At 40.2% G+C, this 19,951-nt stretch carries 18 protein-coding genes; 17 read left to right on the top strand and 1 reads right to left on the bottom strand.

Features of this window, described 5'->3' with window-relative positions:
• Positions 1-15 precede the first annotated feature (15 nt).
• The 15 genes from HMPREF2728_RS00305 (at position 16) to gap (ending at position 16,077) form a co-directional block, all read left to right on the top strand.
• Complete coding sequence (locus tag HMPREF2728_RS00305; protein ID WP_075226733.1) at positions 16-639, top strand: ribonuclease P; 624 nt, start codon at positions 16-18, stop codon at positions 637-639.
• Positions 640-769: 130 nt separating this feature from the next.
• Positions 770-2,227 (top strand): PTS ascorbate transporter subunit IIC, encoded by a 1,458-nt coding sequence (locus HMPREF2728_RS00300; protein WP_075226732.1) that lies wholly within the window; start codon positions 770-772, stop codon positions 2,225-2,227.
• A gap of 23 nt (positions 2,228-2,250) precedes the next feature.
• On the top strand, positions 2,251-2,532 hold the full coding sequence (locus HMPREF2728_RS00295; RefSeq protein ID WP_000241466.1) for a PTS sugar transporter subunit IIB: 282 nt from the start codon (positions 2,251-2,253) through the stop codon (positions 2,530-2,532).
• Between the two features lie 76 nt (positions 2,533-2,608).
• Positions 2,609-3,094, top strand: a complete 486-nt coding sequence (locus HMPREF2728_RS00290; protein WP_061863925.1) for a PTS sugar transporter subunit IIA — start codon at positions 2,609-2,611, stop codon at positions 3,092-3,094.
• A gap of 16 nt (positions 3,095-3,110) precedes the next feature.
• Entirely contained in the window at positions 3,111-3,776 is a 666-nt protein-coding gene (locus tag HMPREF2728_RS00285; RefSeq protein ID WP_075226731.1) for a 3-keto-L-gulonate-6-phosphate decarboxylase UlaD, read from the top strand.
• 3 nt (positions 3,777-3,779) lie between these two features.
• Positions 3,780-4,643 (top strand): L-ribulose-5-phosphate 3-epimerase, encoded by an 864-nt coding sequence (locus HMPREF2728_RS00280; RefSeq protein WP_075226730.1) that lies wholly within the window; start codon positions 3,780-3,782, stop codon positions 4,641-4,643.
• A gap of 1 nt (position 4,644) precedes the next feature.
• A complete protein-coding gene (locus tag HMPREF2728_RS00275; protein ID WP_075226729.1) occupies positions 4,645-5,352 on the top strand; it encodes an L-ribulose-5-phosphate 4-epimerase in 708 nt (235 codons plus the stop codon).
• A gap of 166 nt (positions 5,353-5,518) precedes the next feature.
• Entirely contained in the window at positions 5,519-7,192 is a 1,674-nt protein-coding gene (locus tag HMPREF2728_RS00270) for a BglG family transcription antiterminator (protein ID WP_075226728.1), read from the top strand.
• 116 nt (positions 7,193-7,308) lie between these two features.
• Positions 7,309-8,400 carry an L-ascorbate 6-phosphate lactonase gene (ulaG, locus tag HMPREF2728_RS00265; RefSeq protein ID WP_006153413.1) on the top strand — a complete coding sequence of 364 codons (1,092 nt, stop codon included), beginning with the start codon at positions 7,309-7,311 and terminating at the stop codon, positions 8,398-8,400.
• A 114-nt stretch (positions 8,401-8,514) separates the two neighbouring features.
• A complete protein-coding gene (tkt, locus tag HMPREF2728_RS00260) occupies positions 8,515-10,491 on the top strand; it encodes a transketolase (RefSeq protein WP_075226727.1) in 1,977 nt (658 codons plus the stop codon).
• A gap of 142 nt (positions 10,492-10,633) precedes the next feature.
• On the top strand, positions 10,634-10,954 hold the full coding sequence (gene yajC, locus HMPREF2728_RS00255; RefSeq protein WP_000509386.1) for a preprotein translocase subunit YajC: 321 nt from the start codon (positions 10,634-10,636) through the stop codon (positions 10,952-10,954).
• A gap of 48 nt (positions 10,955-11,002) precedes the next feature.
• Positions 11,003-11,458 (top strand): low molecular weight protein-tyrosine-phosphatase, encoded by a 456-nt coding sequence (locus HMPREF2728_RS00250; RefSeq protein WP_025171293.1) that lies wholly within the window; start codon positions 11,003-11,005, stop codon positions 11,456-11,458.
• Positions 11,433-11,846: an MORN repeat-containing protein gene (locus tag HMPREF2728_RS00245; RefSeq protein ID WP_075226726.1), complete on the top strand. Its 414-nt coding sequence runs from the start codon at positions 11,433-11,435 to the stop codon at positions 11,844-11,846. The genes HMPREF2728_RS00250 and HMPREF2728_RS00245 overlap by 26 nt, the downstream gene beginning before the upstream one ends.
• Before the next feature lie 300 nt (positions 11,847-12,146).
• Positions 12,147-14,798, top strand: a complete 2,652-nt coding sequence (gene adhE, locus HMPREF2728_RS00240) for a bifunctional acetaldehyde-CoA/alcohol dehydrogenase (protein WP_075226725.1) — start codon at positions 12,147-12,149, stop codon at positions 14,796-14,798.
• Between the two features lie 268 nt (positions 14,799-15,066).
• Positions 15,067-16,077, top strand: a complete 1,011-nt coding sequence (gene gap, locus HMPREF2728_RS00235; RefSeq protein ID WP_045762475.1) for a type I glyceraldehyde-3-phosphate dehydrogenase — start codon at positions 15,067-15,069, stop codon at positions 16,075-16,077.
• A gap of 74 nt (positions 16,078-16,151) precedes the next feature.
• On the opposite strand, the gene HMPREF2728_RS00230 is transcribed toward gap, so the two are convergent.
• Positions 16,152-17,027 (bottom strand): RluA family pseudouridine synthase, encoded by an 876-nt coding sequence (locus HMPREF2728_RS00230; RefSeq protein ID WP_148130234.1) that lies wholly within the window; start codon positions 17,025-17,027, stop codon positions 16,152-16,154.
• 88 nt (positions 17,028-17,115) lie between these two features.
• On the opposite strand from HMPREF2728_RS00230, the gene pbp2a reads away from it, so the two are divergent.
• Entirely contained in the window at positions 17,116-19,341 is a 2,226-nt protein-coding gene (pbp2a, locus tag HMPREF2728_RS00225; protein WP_075226724.1) for a penicillin-binding protein PBP2A, read from the top strand.
• Between the two features lie 172 nt (positions 19,342-19,513).
• Positions 19,514-19,951: sigma-70 RNA polymerase sigma factor region 4 domain-containing protein (locus HMPREF2728_RS00220; RefSeq protein WP_075226723.1), on the top strand; the 438-nt coding region annotated here is incomplete at its 3' end.

Here is a 19,951-nt window from a genome sequence, read left to right as displayed (position 1 = left end):
AGGGAGGTTGATCCTATGTTGAATACAATGAGAGAATATCTAGCTTTCTCTGGTTTACAGTATCAAAAACCCGAGAAGGCAGGTCAAGAAGCTGAAAAAATGCTTTATTTGAGGAGCAAGGGGCAGGAAGCCAGAAAGGTCTTTACACACTTAGCCAAGGCTTTTCAAGAAAGACATCCAGAATGGAATCTCCAAGGGACGAGTCAGTGGATGAATCAAGCCCAACGTTTGCGACCGCATTTCTGGGCCTATCTACAGCGTGAGGGAGAAGTGACAGAGCCTATGTTAGCCCTTCGTTTGTATGGAAGCCCTTCTGATTTTGGAGTTTCACTAGAAGTGAGTTTTATTGAGCGTAAGAAGAATGAGCGAACATTAGGCAAACAAGCCAAGGTCCTAGAAGTTCCAGTGGTAGACGGAATTTACTATTTAGTCTACTCAAATGGAGAAAGTCACAAGATGGAGGCTACTGAGGAAAATCGTCAAATTTTAAGAGAAAAATTATCCCATCAGGAAGTCCGCAAAGTTTTAGTTAAATCGGATGTTCCAGTGGCCGAAAATTCATCTGAAGGAGAAATCCTAGAAGCCCTACTGGAATCTTATGAAACAATTCTTCCCTTTTATCTAGCTACGAGAAAATAAGATAAGCCGTAAAATATCATAAATCATACAGTCCAAGAGTGAACAGTCCGCTGTGTAATTCTTGGTCTTTTTGTTTCCGTTTTCACATTATATAATAAACTTACAAAAACAATTCAAAAGGAGAACAATTATGGAAGTCATTTCAAGTGTTCTAAATTGGTTTTCTAGCAATATTTTGCAGAATCCCGCATTTTTCGTAGGTTTATTGGTGTTGATAGGATATGCACTTTTGAAAAAACCTGCTCATGATGTTTTCTCAGGTTTCGTTAAAGCAACAGTAGGCTATATGTTGCTCAACGTGGGTGCTGGTGGTTTGGTTACAACTTTCCGTCCAATCTTGGCAGCCCTTAACTACAAATTCCAAATTGGTGCAGCGGTTATCGACCCTTACTTTGGCCTTGCTGCAGCAAACAACAAAATTGCAGCTGAGTTTCCAGATTTCGTCGGAACTGCAACTACAGCTCTATTGATCGGTTTTGGAGTAAATATCTTGCTTGTAGCTCTACGCAAGATTACGAAAGTAAGAACCCTCTTTATTACTGGTCACATCATGGTACAACAAGCTGCGACTGTATCTCTTATGGTTCTATTCTTAGTCCCACAATTGCGCAATGCTTATGGTACAGCAGCAATCGGTATCATCTGTGGCCTTTACTGGTCAGTTAGTTCAAATATGACTGTTGAGGCAACTCAACGTCTGACTGGTGGTGGCGGATTTGCGATTGGTCACCAACAACAATTTGCAATCTGGTTTGTAGATAAAGTGGCAGGACGCTTTGGTAAGAAAGAAGAAAGTCTAGACAATCTTAAATTGCCTAAGTTTCTCTCAATCTTCCACGATACAGTTGTTGCATCTGCTACCTTGATGCTCGTATTCTTCGGAGCCATTCTGTTAATCTTGGGTCCAGACATTATGTCTAATAAAGAAGTCATCACTTCAGGAACTCTATTCAATCCTGCAAAACAAGATTTCTTTATGTACATTATCCAAACAGCCTTCACCTTCTCAGTTTACTTGTTCGTTTTGATGCAAGGTGTCCGCATGTTCGTATCTGAGTTGACAAATGCCTTCCAAGGTATTTCAAACAAATTGTTGCCAGGTTCATTCCCAGCAGTTGACGTTGCAGCTTCTTATGGATTTGGTTCTCCAAACGCTGTCTTGTCTGGATTTGCCTTTGGTTTGATTGGTCAATTGATTACAATTGTCTTGCTCATCGTCTTTAAAAACCCTGTCCTTATTATTACAGGATTTGTACCAGTGTTCTTTGATAATGCAGCCATCGCGGTCTATGCTGATAAGCGTGGCGGATGGAAAGCAGCCGTTATCCTATCCTTCATCTCAGGTGTCCTTCAAGTTGCCCTAGGAGCTCTATGTGTAGCCCTTCTCGACTTAGCATCTTACGGTGGTTACCATGGAAATATCGACTTTGAATTCCCATGGCTCGGATTTGGCTATATCTTTAAATACCTCGGTATTGTTGGTTATGTACTTGTGTGTCTCTTCTTGCTTGTTATTCCTCAACTTCAATTTGCAAAAGCAAAAGATAAAGAAAAATACTACAACGGTGAAGTTCAAGAAGAAGCTTAGTTTCTAGAAAAGGAGAAAATAAAATGGTTAAAGTATTAGCAGCGTGCGGAAATGGAATGGGTTCATCTATGGTTATCAAGATGAAGGTTGAAAATGCCCTCCGTAAGCTTAATCAAACAGACTTTACAGTTAATTCATGCAGTGTCGGTGAAGCAAAAGGTTTAGCAGCAGGCTATGACATCGTAATCGCTTCTCTTCATTTGATTCAAGAATTGGAAGGTCGGACTAATGGGAAGTTAATCGGGCTTGACAACTTGATGGATGATAAAGAAATCACTGAAAAACTCAGTCAAGCACTACAGTAAAAGGTTGGAGGGGGCTGGACAGAAACTGAGAGTTATCGTTTCTGTCCTTCTCCCTCTTTAAATAAAGGAGGCAGATATGAATTTAAAACAAGCTTTAATTGACAATGACTCGATCCGACTAGGTTTAGAGGCTAACGATTGGAAAGAAGCAGTCAAGGTAGCAGTAGATCCCTTGATTGAAAGTGGAGCAATTTTGCCAGAGTATTATGATGCTATTATCGAATCGACTGAAGAGTATGGCCCTTACTATATCTTAATGCCAGGTATGGCTATGCCCCATGCTAGACCAGAAGCGGGAGTGCAAAGAGATGCTTTTTCATTGATTACCTTACAAAATCCTGTTGTATTTTCAGATGGGAAAGAGGTCTCAGTTTTGTTAGCACTAGCAGCAACAAGCTCAAAAATTCACACAAGTGTAGCCATTCCACAAATCATTGCCTTATTTGAATTAGAAGATTCTATTGCACGTTTACAGGCTTGCCAGACTAAAGAAGATGTTTTGGCGATGATTGAAGAATCTAAAGATAGCCCTTATCTCGAAGGATTGGATTTGGAAAGTTAGAAAGAGGGATAAAGAGATGACAAAAAGAATACCTAATTTACAAGTTGCATTAGACCATTCAGACTTGCAAGGCGCGATTAAAGCAGCTGTTTCTGTTGGTCAGGAAGTAGATATTATCGAAGCTGGAACTGTTTGCTTGCTTCAAGTTGGAAGTGAACTGGTTGAGGTCTTGCGCAGTCTTTTCCCGGATAAAATTATTGTGGCAGACACAAAATGTGCCGATGCTGGTGGAACAGTTGCCAAAAATAATGCCGTTCGTGGAGCAGATTGGATGACTTGTATCTGTTGTGCAACAATCCCTACTATGGAAGCAGCTCTAAAGGCTATCAAGGCTGAACGTGGAGACCAAGGCGAAATCCAGATTGAACTTTATGGCGATTGGACTTTTGAACAAGCTCAGCTTTGGCTAGATGCTGGTATCTCACAAGCTATCTATCACCAATCTCGTGATGCCCTTCTTGCTGGTGAAACTTGGGGTGAAAAAGATCTTAATAAGGTTAAAAAACTCATTGACATGGGCTTCCGTGTGTCTGTAACAGGTGGTCTAGATGTAGATACTCTCAAACTTTTTGAAGGTGTTGATGTCTTTACCTTTATCGCAGGTCGTGGAATTACAGAGGCTGCAGATCCAGCAGGAGCAGCGCGTGCCTTCAAGGATGAAATCAAACGAATTTGGGGGTAAACCATGGCACGTCCAATTGGAATTTATGAAAAGGCAACCCCTACACACTTTTCTTGGCTAGAACGTTTAAATTTTGCCAAGGAGTTAGGCTTTGATTTTGTCGAGATGTCTATTGATGAACGTGACGAGCGTTTAGCAAGACTGGACTGGAGCAAGGAAGAACGCTTGGAAGTTGTCAAAGCGATTTATGAAACTGGAGTTCGTATTCCTTCTATCTGTTTTTCAGGTCATCGTCGCTACCCATTGGGATCAAATGATCCAATTTTAGAGGAAAAATCTCTGGAACTCATGAAAAAATGTATCGAACTAGCCCAAGACTTAGGAGTTCGTACGATTCAACTAGCTGGTTACGACGTTTACTATGAGGAAAAGTCCCCCCAGACACGCCAACGTTTTATCAAAAATTTGAGAAAAGCTTGTGACTGGGCTGAAGAAGCTCAGGTGGTACTTGCTATTGAAATTATGGATGATCCTTTCGTCAATAGCATCGAAAAATACTTGGCTATAGAGAAAGAAATTGACTCTCCATACCTCTTTGTCTATCCAGATATTGGGAATGTGTCTGCATGGCATAATGATGTTTACAGTGAATTTTATCTCGGCCATCATGCCATCGCAGCTCTCCATCTCAAGGATACTTATGCAGTGACAGAAAGTTCAAAGGGCCAGTTCCGAGATGTACCTTTTGGGCAAGGTTGTGTCAAATGGGAAGAAGCTTTCGATATTTTAAAGCAAACCAATTATAATGGTCCTTTCCTAATCGAAATGTGGTCTGAAAATTGTGAAACTGTAGAAGAGACACGCGCAGCCATTCAAGAGGCCCAAGCCTTTCTCTACCCACTTATTAAGAAAGCAGGTCTGATGTAAGATGAATCAAGTAATTAATGATATGCGTAAACGAGTCTGTGATGCCAATCAATCATTGCCAAAACATGGACTTGTTAAATTTACCTGGGGCAATGTATCGGAAGTCAATCGCGAACTCGGTGTCATTGTTATCAAACCATCAGGTGTAGATTATGACGAATTGACACCTGAAAATATGGTGGTAACTGACCTGGATGGCAAGGTTCTAGAAGGAGATTTAAGACCATCTTCTGATCTTCCAACTCATGTGCAGTTATATAAGGCTTGGCCAGAGATTGCTAGTGTGGTCCATACCCATTCGACTGAAGCCGTTGGTTGGGCTCAGGCAGGTCGTGATATTCCTTTCTACGGAACAACCCATGCAGACTACTTCCACGGTTCAATCCCTTGCGCTCGTAGTTTGACTAAGGATGAAGTAGAAGTGGCCTATGAAAAAGATACTGGCCTGGTTATCGTAGAAGAGTTTGAACGTCGTGGTCTCAACCCTGTTGAAGTACCAGGGATTGTCGTACGTAATCACGGTCCATTCACCTGGGGCAAAAACCCAGAGAATGCTGTCTATCACTCTGTTGTACTAGAGGAAGTATCTAAGATGAATCGCTTTACAGAGCAAATCAATCCAAGAGTTGAACCTGCTCCTCGGTACATCCTAGAAAAACACTACCAACGTAAACATGGACCAAATGCTTATTACGGTCAAAAAAAATAAGAAATTGAATTGAAAAGAGGCTAGGACCTTTCGATCCAAGCCTCGCTTTTGTAGTTGTAAGTATCCACTGTTAGGAGTTTACAGCATATAATTGCAAAGTCTGTACGAATGTGATACCATTATAAAGTTGTTTTGGAAGCGATTGACAAATATAGGAGTATGAATTATGGTTTTAGATAAGGCGAGCTGTGACTTGCTTCAATATTTGATGGATCAAGAAACGTCCAAAACGATTATGACGATTTCGAAAGATCTAGCTCAATCTCGAAGAAAAATCTACTATCACATTGATAAAATCAATGATGCTTTGGATGATGAGAATTTGCATATCATCAGTCTGCCTCGGATTGGTATTTACTTGACCGATGAACAAAGAGAAGCTTGTCGTCAATTATTAGACGAAGTTGATTCTTATGATTACATCATGAGTGCCAACGAGCGGATGCAGCTGATGCTCCTTCTGATTGGTATTTCCAAAGAGAGAATCACGCTTGAAAAACTCATGGAATTAACAGAAGTCTCTCGAAATACGGTCCTAAATGATTTAAATACTATTCGTTACCAGCTGACACTAGAGCAGTATCAAGTAACGCTTCAAGTTAGTAAATCTCGAGGTTACTACTTGAGTGCACATCCTCTAAATAAAATCCAGTATCTTCAATCCCTTCTCTATCATATCTTTATGGAAGAAAATCCAGCCTTTGTTGCTATTTTAGAGGAAAAGATCAAGGAACGATTAGACGGTGAGATGCTTCTTTCCGATGAGATCAATCAATTTCTCAAAAAACAGGTTCCGTTGGTTGAGCAAGATTTGGGGAAAAAAATAAACCATCACGAAGTCACATTTATGTTACAGGTTCTTCCCTATCTTCTACTAGGGTGTGATACCGTTACTCGAAATCAAGATAAACATCAAGAAATTGATCAAGAATTTTCATTGATTCGAAAGAGGATAGAATACCAGGTGTCTAAGAAACTAGGAGAACGCTTGTTTGAAACATTTGGAATCTCATTTTCAGAATTAGATAGATCTCTGTTAGCCATTCTTTTGTTATCCTATCGAAAAGATCGAGACATCCATGCAGAAAGTAAAGATTTTCAGCATTTGAGAATGGCTTTAGAAGAGTTTATTTGGTATTTTGAATCCCAAACCAGAATGGAGATTGAACAGAAAGAAGACTTGTTGAGGAATCTCGTGATTCATTGTAAGGCTCTACTATTTAGAAAAAATTATGGGATCTTCTCAAAAAATCCTTTGACTCGGCAGATTCGTTCCAAGTATAGTGAGCTTTTCGTAATTACAAAAAAATGTGCTGAAGTGCTAGAAGAAGCCTGGCAGATTCGATTGACGGATGATGAGATTGCCTATCTGACCATTCACGTTGGAGGATTTTTAAAGTATACTCCATCGATTCAAAACAATACCAAGAAGATTTATATTGTGTGTGATGAAGGAGTTGGCGTTTCTAAACTCTTACTTAAACAATGTCGCTTCTATCTTCCAAACGAACAGATTGGGGCAGTCTTTACCACTGAGCAGTTCAAAAGCGTGGAGGATATTACTCAGGTTGATTTACTTATTACAACAAACGATGAGCTTGAGAGTCGCTTCCCAGTGCTAAAGGTAAACCCTATACTTGAGGCAGAAGATATTTTACGCATAACAGACTTTATGAAAAATAAGGTTCTTCGAAAAGATGGTCGAACCTTCAAGGATAATCTCTCAACAATTATTGCTACCTATATATCTGATAAACACGCTGCATCAAAATTACAAGAAGAAATTCAACTTTTAATCAACCAAGAATTAGTCATCCAAGCTTTTTTAGATGAATCATAAACATCACAGTCCAATGATGAACACAAGCCTGTGTTTTTCTTGGTCTTTTTTAATATATCGGTCGGTGTTATACTAAGTATGAAATAAATACTTGAACAAAATATGGAGGATTTCAAATGCCAAACGTAAAAGAAATTACAAGAGAATCATGGATTTTAGCAACTTTCCCAGAGTGGGGAACATGGTTGAACGAAGAAATCGAAGAAGAAGTCGTTCCTGAAGGCAACTTTGCCATGTGGTGGCTAGGCAACTGTGGTACTTGGATTAAAACACCAGGTGGTGCTAACGTTGTCATGGACCTTTGGTCAAACCGTGGAAAATCAACTAAAAAAGTGAAAGATATGGTTCGCGGACACCAAATGGCAAATATGGCAGGTGTTCGTAAATTGCAACCAAACTTACGTGTTCAGCCAATGGTTATCGATCCATTTGCTATCAATGAACTCGACTACTACTTGGTTTCACACTTCCATAGTGACCATATCGACCCATACACAGCTGCAGCAATTCTCAATAATCCTAAGTTAGAACATGTTAAGTTTATCGGTCCTTATCATTGTGGACGAATCTGGGAAGGATGGGGTGTTCCAAAAGAACGCATCATCGTTGTCAAACCAGGTGATACTATTGAACTAAAAGACATGAAGATTCATGCGGTAGAATCATTTGACCGCACTTGCTTGGTAACGCTGCCAGTGAACGGTGCTGATGAGACAGGTGGCGAACTTGCTGGCTTAGCTGTTACAGATGAAGAAATGGCTCAAAAGGCTGTTAACTATGTCTTTGAAACACCAGGTGGAACCATTTATCATGGTGCGGATTCTCACTTCTCAAACTACTTTGCGAAACATGGTAAAGACTTTAAAATTGATGTTGCTTTGAATAACTATGGTGAAAACCCAGTAGGTATCCAAGATAAAATGACATCTATCGACCTTCTTCGCATGGCAGAAAATCTACGTGCAAAAGTCATTATCCCAGTTCACTATGATATCTGGTCTAACTTCATGGCTTCTACGAATGAAATCCTAGAACTTTGGAAAATGAGAAAAGATCGCTTGCAATACGATTTCCATCCATTTATCTGGGAAGTTGGTGGTAAATACACTTATCCTCAAGACCAACACTTAATAGAATATCATCACCCACGTGGTTTTGATGACTGCTTTGAACAAGACTCAAATATCCAATTCAAAGCCTTGCTTTAATATAAAAATTTTTTCTGGAGGTTATCCGTATGTTGCACGATACGGATAATTTTCATATAATAGTACAAATAGAATATGTGATAGACCTATCACCTCAAAGAGAAAGGAAATTCTATGTCAAATCTATCTGTTAATGCGATTCGTTTTCTAGGTATTGACGCTATCAATAAAGCCAACTCAGGTCACCCAGGGGTAGTCATGGGTGCAGCTCCGATGGCCTACAGTCTTTTTACAAAAAATCTCCGTATCAATCCAGCCCAACCAAACTGGATTAACCGCGACCGTTTTATTCTTTCAGCGGGTCATGGTTCAATGCTCCTCTATGCCCTCCTTCACCTTTCTGGTTTTGAAGATGTGAGTATGGATGAGGTGAAGAACTTCCGTCAATGGGGTTCTAAAACACCAGGTCACCCAGAGTTTGGGCATACAGCAGGAGTTGATGCCACAACAGGTCCTCTAGGACAAGGGATTGCAACTGCGACTGGTTTTGCTCAAGCAGAACGCTTCCTTGCAGCTAAGTACAATCGTGAAGGTTACAACATCTTTGACCACTACACTTACGTTATCTGTGGAGATGGTGACTTGATGGAAGGTGTCTCAAGTGAAGCTGCTTCTTATGCAGGCTTGCAAAAGCTTGACAAGTTGGTTGTTCTTTATGATTCAAATGATATCAACTTGGATGGTGAGACAAAAGATTCTTTCACAGAAAGTGTCCGCGATCGTTACAATGCTTATGATTGGCATACAGCCTTGGTAGAAGATGGAACAGACTTAGAAGCTATTCATGCTGCTATCGAAGAAGCTAAGGCTTCAGGAAAACCATCTTTGATCGAAGTGAAAACTGTTATTGGTTATGGTTCTCCAAACAAACAAGGGACTAATGCCGTACACGGTGCCCCTCTTGGCGCGGATGAAACTGCAGCAACTCGTCAAGCCCTCGGTTGGGACTACGAACCATTTGAAATCCCAGCAGAGGTTTATGCTGATTTCAAAGAAAATGTTGCAGATCGTGGCGCATCAGCCTATGAAGCATGGACAAAACTAGTCGCAGATTACAAAGAAACTCACCCAGAACTTGCTACAGAAGTGGAATCAATCATCGAAGGGCGCGATCCAGTTGAATTGACTCCAGAAGACTTCCCAGCCTTAGAAAATGGCTTCTCTCAAGCGACGCGTAACTCAAGCCAAGATGCCTTGAATGTTGTGGCTGCTAAATTGCCAACTTTCCTTGGTGGATCAGCTGACCTCGCTCATTCAAATATGACTTACATCAAAACTGATGGGCTTCAAGATGATGCAAATCGCTTGAATCGCAACATCCAGTTTGGTGTTCGTGAATTTGCAATGGGTACTGTCTTGAACGGAATGGCTCTTCACGGTGGACTTCGAGTTTACGGAGGAACTTTCTTCGTATTCTCAGATTACCTGAAAGCAGCTGTACGCTTGTCAGCTTTACAAGGTCTTCCAGTTACTTATGTCTTCACTCACGATTCAATCGCAGTTGGTGAAGATGGTCCAACTCATGAGCCAATTGAACACTTGGCAGGTCTTCGTGCTATGCCAAACTTGAATGTCTTCCGTCCTGCTGATGCACGTGAAACACAAGCAGCTTGGTATCAAGCAGTTAAAAGCGAGAAAACTCCGACTGTTCTTGTCTTGACTCGTCAAAACTTGACTGTTGAGGAAGGAACAGACTTTGACAAGGTTGCGAAAGGTGCTTATGTCGTTTATGAAAATGCAGCAGACTTCGACACTATCTTGATTGCGACTGGTTCAGAGGTTAATCTTGCTGTTGCAGCTGCTAAAGAATTGGCAAGTCAAGGTAGCAAGGTGCGCGTGGTCAGCATGCCATCTACAGATGTCTTCGATGCGCAAGATGCAGCCTACAAGGAAGAGATTCTACCAAATGCAGTTCGTCGTCGTGTAGCAGTAGAAATGGGAGCAACTCAAAACTGGTACAAATACGTTGGTCTTGATGGAGCGGTTCTTGGTATTGATACTTTTGGAGCTTCTGCCCCAGCACCAAAAGTTTTAGCAGAATATGGATTTACAGTTGAAAACTTAGTAGAACTTGTAAACAACTTGAAATAATATAGAGGCATATTGCTAAAAAAGTCGAGGTTGGGAATTTTTGTCCCAGCCTCTTTCTTGATAGAAAAGCATGGCCTAATCTTGTAAAAACACTTAAAATTTGTTATAGTAGTTTTATCTGAATTACAAAGGAGAAAAAATAATGGGTGGGAATTTAACATTCTTGATTATGCTTGTTTTGATGTTCGGCTTGATGTTCTTCATGCAACGTTCTCAAAAAAAACAAGCTGAAAAACGTATGGAGAGCCTCAACAAACTTCAAAAAGGCTACGAAGTAATCACTATCGGTGGTCTCTACGGTACAGTCGACGAAGTTGATACTGAAAACAAAACGATTGTACTTGATGTAGACGGAGTATACTTGACTTTTGAATTAGGCGCAATTAGAACAGTTTTGCCAGTCAAAGAAGCTGTCACACCTGAAGGTGCAGTTATCGAAGAAGGCAGTGCTATTGAAGAATAAAACGGGGTGGAATGCATTCCCGTTTTTCTATAAATGAGAGGAACAATGATGAAAAAAGTTGTCTTTGTCTGTCTTGGCAATATTTGTCGTAGTCCTATGGCGGAATTTGTAATGAAATCCCTGACCGATAAATATGAGATTCAAAGTCGTGCGACTTCTTCCTGGGAACACGGTAATCCAATCCACAAAGGAACGCAAGGCATCTTTCGAAGTCATGGCGTTCCTTATGATACTTCAAAAACTTCCCAACAAATTTCTAAAAAAGATTTTGAGTATTTTGACTATATCATTGGGATGGATGAGTCTAATCTCGCTGATTTGCGTCAGATGTGTCCACAAGAACAACAATACAAGATACAGCCTTTTGCATCTGAAAGCGTTCCAGATCCCTGGTATACAGGTGATTTTGAAGAAACTTATGACCGAGTTTTAACTGGTTGCCAGGCTTGGTTAAGTCGCTTAGAAAATGAGAGTGAACATGGAAAATTTAAAACAACTCTATGAAAAATATAGTGTCTATTTAACACGTCCCCGTTTAGAAATTGCGACAGTAATCGTCATTGTTGTCTGTGCAGGTCTCGTATTTCTGACCAATCTTCCAAAACAGGGCGTTCTTAAGCTTGATAACGATGCTATTATTTATGACGGGAGCCTAGTTCGTGGTAAGATGAATGGTCAGGGCACTGTTACCTTCTCAAACGGTGATACCTATACTGGAGAATTTAACAATGGTGCCTTCAATGGTAAAGGTACCTACCAAGCTAAAGCAGGTTGGGTATATGAGGGAGACTTTGTAAATGGCCAAGCTGAAGGAAAAGGAAAACTGACTACCGAACAAGAAGTAGTCTATGAAGGGGACTTCAAACAAGGTTTATTTCAACAAGCACAATAACCTCCTCCTAGAAGGAGGTATTCTTCCAGACCGACAGAAAGCGCTTACATGGAAATAAAAACGGCTTACAAGACTCTTTTACAACTAAGTTTGTGAAAAATAAAACTTTTATGGAATAATTCACAAACTTTAAGTGAAAAAGTGCATGTGTGGGTATATTTGAAATTGTTTTCACAAACAAATAAAAAAAGTTTGTGAAATGTCTATGAAACTGTTTACAAACGTTTAAAAAAGAGTTATAATAAACTTGTGAAAAAATTAACAAAGGACTTACAATCCTTGAAAGCTATGGAGGAAAATATGGCTGATAAAAAAACTGTAACACCAGAAGAAAAGAAACTCGCTGCTGAAAAGCATGTCGATGGTTTGGTGCAAAAAGCTTTAGTTGCCCTTGAAGAAATGCGTAAACTTGACCAAGATCAAGTCGATTATATCGTAGCAAAAGCTTCAGTTGCAGCTCTTGATGCTCACGGAGAATTGGCTTTACATGCCTTTGAAGAAACAGGACGTGGAGTATTTGAAGATAAAGCAACTAAAAACCTATTTGCTTGTGAGCACGTAGTAAACAACATGCGCCACACTAAAACAGTTGGTGTTATCGAAGAAGATGATGTAACAGGATTGACTCTTATCGCTGAACCAGTTGGTGTTGTTTGTGGGATCACTCCAACAACAAACCCTACTTCAACAGCAATCTTTAAAGCGTTGATTTCATTGAAGACTCGTAATCCTATTGTCTTTGCATTCCACCCATCAGCTCAAGAATCATCAGCTCACGCAGCTCAAATCGTGCGTGATGCAGCTATTAAAGCAGGTGCTCCTGAAAACTGTGTACAGTGGATTACTGAACCATCTATGGAAGCAACTAGTGCATTGATGAACCACGAAGGTATTGCAACTATCCTTGCAACAGGTGGTAATGCCATGGTTAAAGCGGCATACTCATGTGGTAAACCAGCTCTTGGGGTAGGTGCCGGAAATGTTCCAGCTTATGTTGAAAAATCAGCTAACATCCGCCAAGCTGCTCACGATATCGTAATGTCTAAATCATTTGACAACGGTATGGTCTGTGCATCTGAACAAGCGGTTATCATTGATAAAGAAATTTACGATGAATTTGTAGCAGAGTTCAAATCTTACCATACTTACTTTGTAAACAAAAAAGAAAAAGCACTTCTTGAAGAGTTCTGCTTCGGCGTGAAAGCAAATAGCAAAAACTGTGCTGGTGCAAAATTGAACGCTGACATCGTTGGTAAACCAGCAACTTGGATTGCAGAACAAGCAGGATTTACTGTTCCAGAAGGAACAAACATTCTTGCTGCAGAATGTAAAGAAGTTGGTGAAAACGAGCCATTGACTCGTGAAAAATTGTCACCAGTTATCGCAGTTTTGAAATCTGAAAGCCGTGAAGATGGTATTGCTAAAGCTCGTCAAATGGTTGAATTTAACGGTCTTGGACACTCAGCTGCCATCCATACTGCTGATGAAGAATTGACTAAAGAATTTGGTAAAGCTGTTAAAGCTATTCGTGTTATCTGTAACTCACCTTCTACTTTCGGTGGTATCGGGGACGTTTATAATGCCTTCTTGCCATCATTGACACTCGGATGTGGTTCTTACGGACGTAACTCAGTTGGGGATAACGTTAGCGCCATTAACCTCTTGAATATCAAAAAAGTCGGAAGACGGAGAAATAACATGCAATGGATGAAACTTCCTTCAAAAACATACTTTGAACGTGATTCAATTCAATACCTTCAAAAATGTCGTGACGTTGAGCGTGTCATGATCGTTACTGACCACGCTATGGTAGAGCTTGGCTTCCTTGATCGTATCATCGAACAGCTTGACCTTCGTCGCAATAAGGTTGTTTACCAAATCTTTGCAGATGTAGAACCAGATCCAGATATCACTACAGTTGAACGTGGTACTGAGATTATGCGCTCTTTCAAACCAGATACAATCATCGCTCTTGGTGGTGGATCACCAATGGATGCTGCTAAAGTTATGTGGCTCTTCTACGAGCAACCAGAAGTGGACTTCCGTGACCTTGTACAAAAATTCATGGATATCCGTAAACGTGCCTTCAAATTCCCATTGCTTGGTAAGAAGACTAAATTCATCGCTATCCCAACTACATCTGGTACAGGATCAGAAGTAACTCCATTTGCCGTTATCTCTGATAAAGCAAACAACCGTAAATACCCAATCGCTGACTATTCATTGACACCAACTGTGGCAATCGTAGACCCTGCTTTGGTATTGACAGTTCCTGGATTTGTAGCTGCTGACACTGGTATGGACGTATTGACTCACGCGACTGAAGCTTATGTATCACAAATGGCTAGCGACTACACTGACGGTCTTGCACTTCAAGCCATCAAGCTTGTATTTGAAAACCTTGAAAGCTCAGTTAAGAACGCAGACTTCCATTCACGTGAGAAAATGCATAACGCTTCAACAATCGCTGGTATGGCCTTTGCCAATGCCTTCCTAGGTATTTCTCACTCAATGGCCCATAAGATTGGTGCGCAATTCCACACAATCCATGGTCGTACAAATGCAATCTTGCTTCCATACGTTATCCGTTACAACGGTACTCGCCCAGCTAAGACAGCTACATGGCCTAAGTACAACTACTACCGTGCAGACGAGAAATATCAAGATATCGCTCGTATGCTTGGACTTCCAGCTTCTACACCAGAAGAAGGGGTTGAATCTTACGCAAAAGCTGTTTACGAACTCGGTGAGCGCGTAGGTATCCAAATGAACTTCAAAGCACAAGGTATTGACGAAAAAGAATGGAAAGAACATTCACGTGAATTGGCCTTCCTTGCTTATGAAGACCAATGTTCACCTGCAAACCCACGTCTTCCAATGGTTGACCATATGCAAGAAATCATCGAAGATGCATACTATGGTTACAAAGAAAGACCAGGACGCCGTAAATAATTGATTATCAGCCAAAACCGAGGGTAAACCTCGGTTTTTTTATGCTTAGAGAATATGTTTTTATTAAGAAATGCATAGAATTGGAGTAGTCTGCAAGGCTAAGTAAAGAAATGAAAATATTGCCAAAGCTTATCAGAAAAACAAGGCCAGCGCTTGCAATTAAACTCAAATAGTTATATAATAGGTATGTTGAAAGGTGATTTGTAGTGATTCAAGTTACTCTTTTCACAATAAAATTTTCATGATTTTCATAAGGAGGAAATCACTAATGGTAGTTAAAGTTGGTATTAACGGTTTCGGACGTATCGGTCGTCTTGCTTTTCGCCGTATCCAAAACGTAGAAGGTGTTGAAGTTACTCGCATCAACGACCTTACAGATCCAGTTATGCTTGCACACTTGTTGAAATATGACACAACTCAAGGTCGTTTCGACGGAACTGTGGAAGTTAAAGAAGGTGGATTTGAAGTTAACGGTAAATTCGTTAAAGTTTCTGCTGAACGTGATCCAGAACAAATTGACTGGGCTAACGATGGTGTAGAAATCGTTCTTGAAGCAACTGGTTTCTTTGCTACTAAAGCAGCTGCTGAAAAACACTTGCACCCAGGTGGAGCTAAAAAAGTTGTTATCACTGCTCCTGGTGGATCAGATGTTAAAACAGTTGTATTTAACACTAACCACGACGTTCTTGACGGTACTGAAACAGTTATCTCAGGTGCTTCATGTACTACAAACTGCTTGGCTCCAATGGCTAAAGCTCTTCAAGACAACTTTGGTGTTGTAGAAGGATTGATGACTACTATCCACGCTTACACTGGTGACCAAATGATCCTTGATGGGCCACACCGTAAAGGTGACCTCCGTCGTGCTCGCGCTGGTGCTGCTAACATCGTACCTAACTCAACTGGTGCTGCTAAAGCTATTGGTCTTGTAATCCCAGAATTGAACGGTAAACTTGACGGAGCTGCACAACGCGTTCCTACACCAACTGGTTCAGTAACTGAATTGGTAGTTGTTCTTGAAAAGAATGTAACTGTTGATGAAGTGAATGCAGCTATGAAAGCAGTAGCCAATGAATCATACGGTTACACAGAAGATCCAATCGTATCTTCAGATGTTGTAGGTATGTCTTACGGTTCATTGTTTGACGCAACTCAAACTAAAGTTCTTGATGTTGACGGTAAACAATTGGTTAAAGTTGTTTCATGGTACGACAACGAAATGTCATACACTGCACAACTTGTACGTACTCTTGAATACTTCGCTAAAATCGCTAAATAATTCTTGAGTCGATAAAAGCAAGGCCAACTGGTCTTGCTTTTTTTGGTATCTATAAGAAAAAATGGATGATAGTGTCATCCATTTTGGTTTAATTCTCTTTCAAATGTGTCTGATAGCGCAGTAAAGCTTAATTTGTTTAAGGTCAGAGGATGGACAAAGGAAAGTTTAAATGCATGAAGCATTAGTCTTTTAGTTTTTGAATGTGGATTGTAGAGAGGGTCTCCAAGGATTGGATGACCGTGGTGAGATAGATGAACTCGAATCTGATGAGTACGTCCTGTTTTTAATCGACAACGAATGAGGCTAGTTTTGTTTTGAAATTGTTTCAATCGAGTTACTTGGGTTTCGGCGTATTGACCATTTTTTTGATCCACAACTCTTTTTCTACGATCGTGACGATCGCGACCGATTTTGTCTCGAAAAACAAGCTCTTTAGTTCCTATTTTTCCCTCAACCAGAGCCCAGTATTCGCGGGAGATTTCTTTTTTCTCCAATAATCGATTGAGGATGGGCAATATAAATGGATTTTTAGCAAATAGTACGAGTCCACTTGTTTCTTTGTCTAGTCTATGAACGACATAGCAAGTCTGGCCTACATAGGCGGTGACATGGTTGAGAAGAGCAATCTCATCTGGTTGATTCCCGTGAGTTTTCATACCTTCAGGTTTGTTAACGATAATCAAATGTTGATCTTGGTAGACTTCTTGGACAAGATTAGAATTCCCCCAAACAATTTCTTTTGTAGGATAATCCTCCTCGTCGAAGATCAGTTGACATTCATCTCCGGCTTTGACAGTTTGATGCCAGTGGACTTCTTCTTGATTGATGAGAATGTGCTTTTTAATTCTCAAGAAATGCCGTATTTTTCTCGGAATGAGTAGTTGTTCTTCCAAGAAGACTTTGACAGTCATTTCAGGAAGAGAGTCAGGAATAACAAAGGTAAATTTCATACAGATATTGTAACAAAAAAAAGATTATTTGGATAGAGAAACTAGCTAAATTCTTGTCATCCTATGGGGAAGATGATAAAATAAACGCATGAAATTAGATACATTATTTGAAAAATTTCTTTCTTTATTTAAGAAAGATGAAGCTGAAATGGAAGAAATAGAAATCGATGAAGTTAATAATGAAGAAAATACCTCGACTAATTTAAGACGGTCAAGAGGTGGGCGAAAGAAAGTTGGGCAAGTCGGACCTATTCGAAAATTTTGGCGTCGCTATCATCTGACCAAAATCTTTCTAATTCTTGGACTAAGTGCAAGCTTGTTTGTTGGGGTTTATCTATTTGCCTTGGCTAAATCGACAAATGTTACAGACTTGCAGAATGCTTTGAAAACAAGAACGGTGATTTTTGATAGAGAAGAGAATGAGGCTGGTGCCTTGTCAGGTCAAAAAGGGACCTATGTTGAACTTTCGGAAATTAGTGAAGATTTGCAGAATGCTGTTATTGCGACAGAAGATAGAAGCTTCTATAAAAATAGTGGAATTAACTATAGTCGCTTTTTCCTAGCTATCCTAACAGCTGGTCGCTCGGGTGGTGGTTCTACAATTACCCAACAGTTAGCGAAAAATGCTTATCTTTCACAAGACCAAACTGTTCAGAGAAAGGCTAAAGAATTCTTTCTTGCTTTAGAATTAACCAAAAAATACAGTAAAAAAGAAATTCTAACCATGTATTTGAACAATGCCTACTTCGGTAATGGAGTTTGGGGTGTTGAGGATGCTAGTAAAAAGTACTTTGGAGTTTCGGCATCGGAATTAACTCTTGATGAAGCTGCCACTTTAGCAGGCATGCTTAAAGGCCCAGAATTGTACAATCCTCTGAATTCCATTGAGCATTCAACTAATCGAAGAGATACTGTCTTACAAAATATGGTGGCTGCCGGCTACCTTGATAAAAATAAGGAAGCAGAAGCAGCAAGTGTTGATATGGCTTCTCAATTGAAAGATAGTTATGAAGGGAAAATATCAGACTACCGTTATCCTTCCTATTTTGATGCAGTTGTTAATGAAGCTATTGAAAAGTATAATCTAACAGAGGAAGAAATCGTTAATAACGGTTATAGAATTTATACGGAGCTAGATCAAAATTACCAAGCAAATATGCAGGTTATCTATCAAAATACTTCGCTCTTTCCGACAGCTGAAGATGGGACACATGCAGAGTCTGGTAGTGTCGCTTTGGAGCCAAAAACGGGTGGAGTTCGAGGAGTTGTTGGTCGAGTGGCAGGGGATGATAAGACAGGTTTCAGGAATTTTAACTATGCAACCCAATCAAAAAGAAGTCCAGGGTCGACTATTAAACCCTTGATAGTGTACACACCAGCGGTTGAAGCGGGTTGGTCTCTTAATAAGGAGTTGGATAATCATACCATGCAATATGGTGATTATAAAGTAGACAACTACGCAGGAATCAAGACATCACGAGAAGTACCCATGTATCAAGCTTTGGCTAAATCTCTAAATTTACCTGCAGTAGCTACTGTTAAAGAACTTGGAATTGATAAAGCCTTTGAAGCGGGTGAAAAGTTTGGTCTCAACATGAGCGATGTAGATCGTGTGCTTGGAGTAGCTTTAGGTGGTGGCGTAGAAACTAACCCTCTTCAGATGGCCCAAGCCTACGCAGTGTTTGCAAATGAAGGACTCATGCCGGATGCTCACTTTATCACCCGTATTGAAAATGCTAGTGGTCAAGTGATTGCTAGTCATAAAAATACTCAAAAACGAGTGGTTGACAAATCGGTAGCTGATAAAATGACCAGTATGATGTTAGGTACTTTTACAAATGGTACAGGGGTCAGCTCGTCTCCAGATGATTATGTCATGGCTGGAAAAACAGGAACAACAGAGGCAGCCTTTAACCCAGAATATACCAGTGATCAATGGGTGATTGGATATACCCCTGATTTAGTGATTAGCCATTGGCTTGGTTTCCCTACTACCGATGAAAATCATTATCTAGCAGGTTCGACTTCGAATGGTGCTGCTCACATTTTTAGAAGTATGGCGGAAACAATCCTACCATATACGCCAGGTAGCACCTTTACAGTTGAAAATGCTTATAAAATGAATGGTATTGCACCAGAAAATACACCTAAACAAACTACAAGTGATACTAGTACGCAGTCGGATGATATATTAGCAGATATTCGTGGACGAGCACAAAATCTGGTCGATGAAGCAGGAAAAGCTATTTCAGATGCTAAGATTAAAGAAAAAGCTCAGACAGTTTGGGATACCATTGTAGATCTGTTTCGCTAATACGTTTATAAGCTAAAAGACAAGGATTCAAATCTTTGTCTTTTTTTAATCTCACTTGTCAGTATTCATACTTCCTGATACACCTTGGACTTGAAAAAACACAAGAAAGAAATCAAAGCCCTTCTTTCCCCCTTTCTCTGCTATACTACAAGCAGAGAAAGGGGGAAAGCAAATGCTTGAAAAGAATTATGCGAAGGTAAAAGGAATTGTTCATAAATGTAGAAAAGATTATTATCTCCACCTGTGGGAGAAAGAGGATTGGGACCAAGAAGGCATGATCTGTCTCCATGAGCTTCTAGAAAAGCATCCAGAACTAGTGGAAGAAGAAAAGAAACTCTACGTCTACTTCAAAACAAAATTTCGCAATCGAATCCTTGATAGTGTCAGAAAACAAGAGAGTCAAAAGCGTCGCCTAGACCGAATGGCCTATGAAGAAGTAGGGGAGATTAGCCATCGCCTACCAGAAGGAGGATTGTGGCTGGATGATTACTACGCCCTTCATGAATTGTTGAATACTTATAGAAGAAAATTACCAGAAGATAAACAAGAAGCCTACGAACGCCTCTGGGCAGACGAACGATTTAAAGGCCGCAAAGCCCTTCTCAGAGAG

The organism is Streptococcus sp. HMSC061D10, assembly GCF_001808865.1.
In the GTDB taxonomy this organism is placed as follows: domain Bacteria; phylum Bacillota; class Bacilli; order Lactobacillales; family Streptococcaceae; genus Streptococcus.
This window is presented reverse-complemented; position numbering and strand designations above follow the sequence as displayed.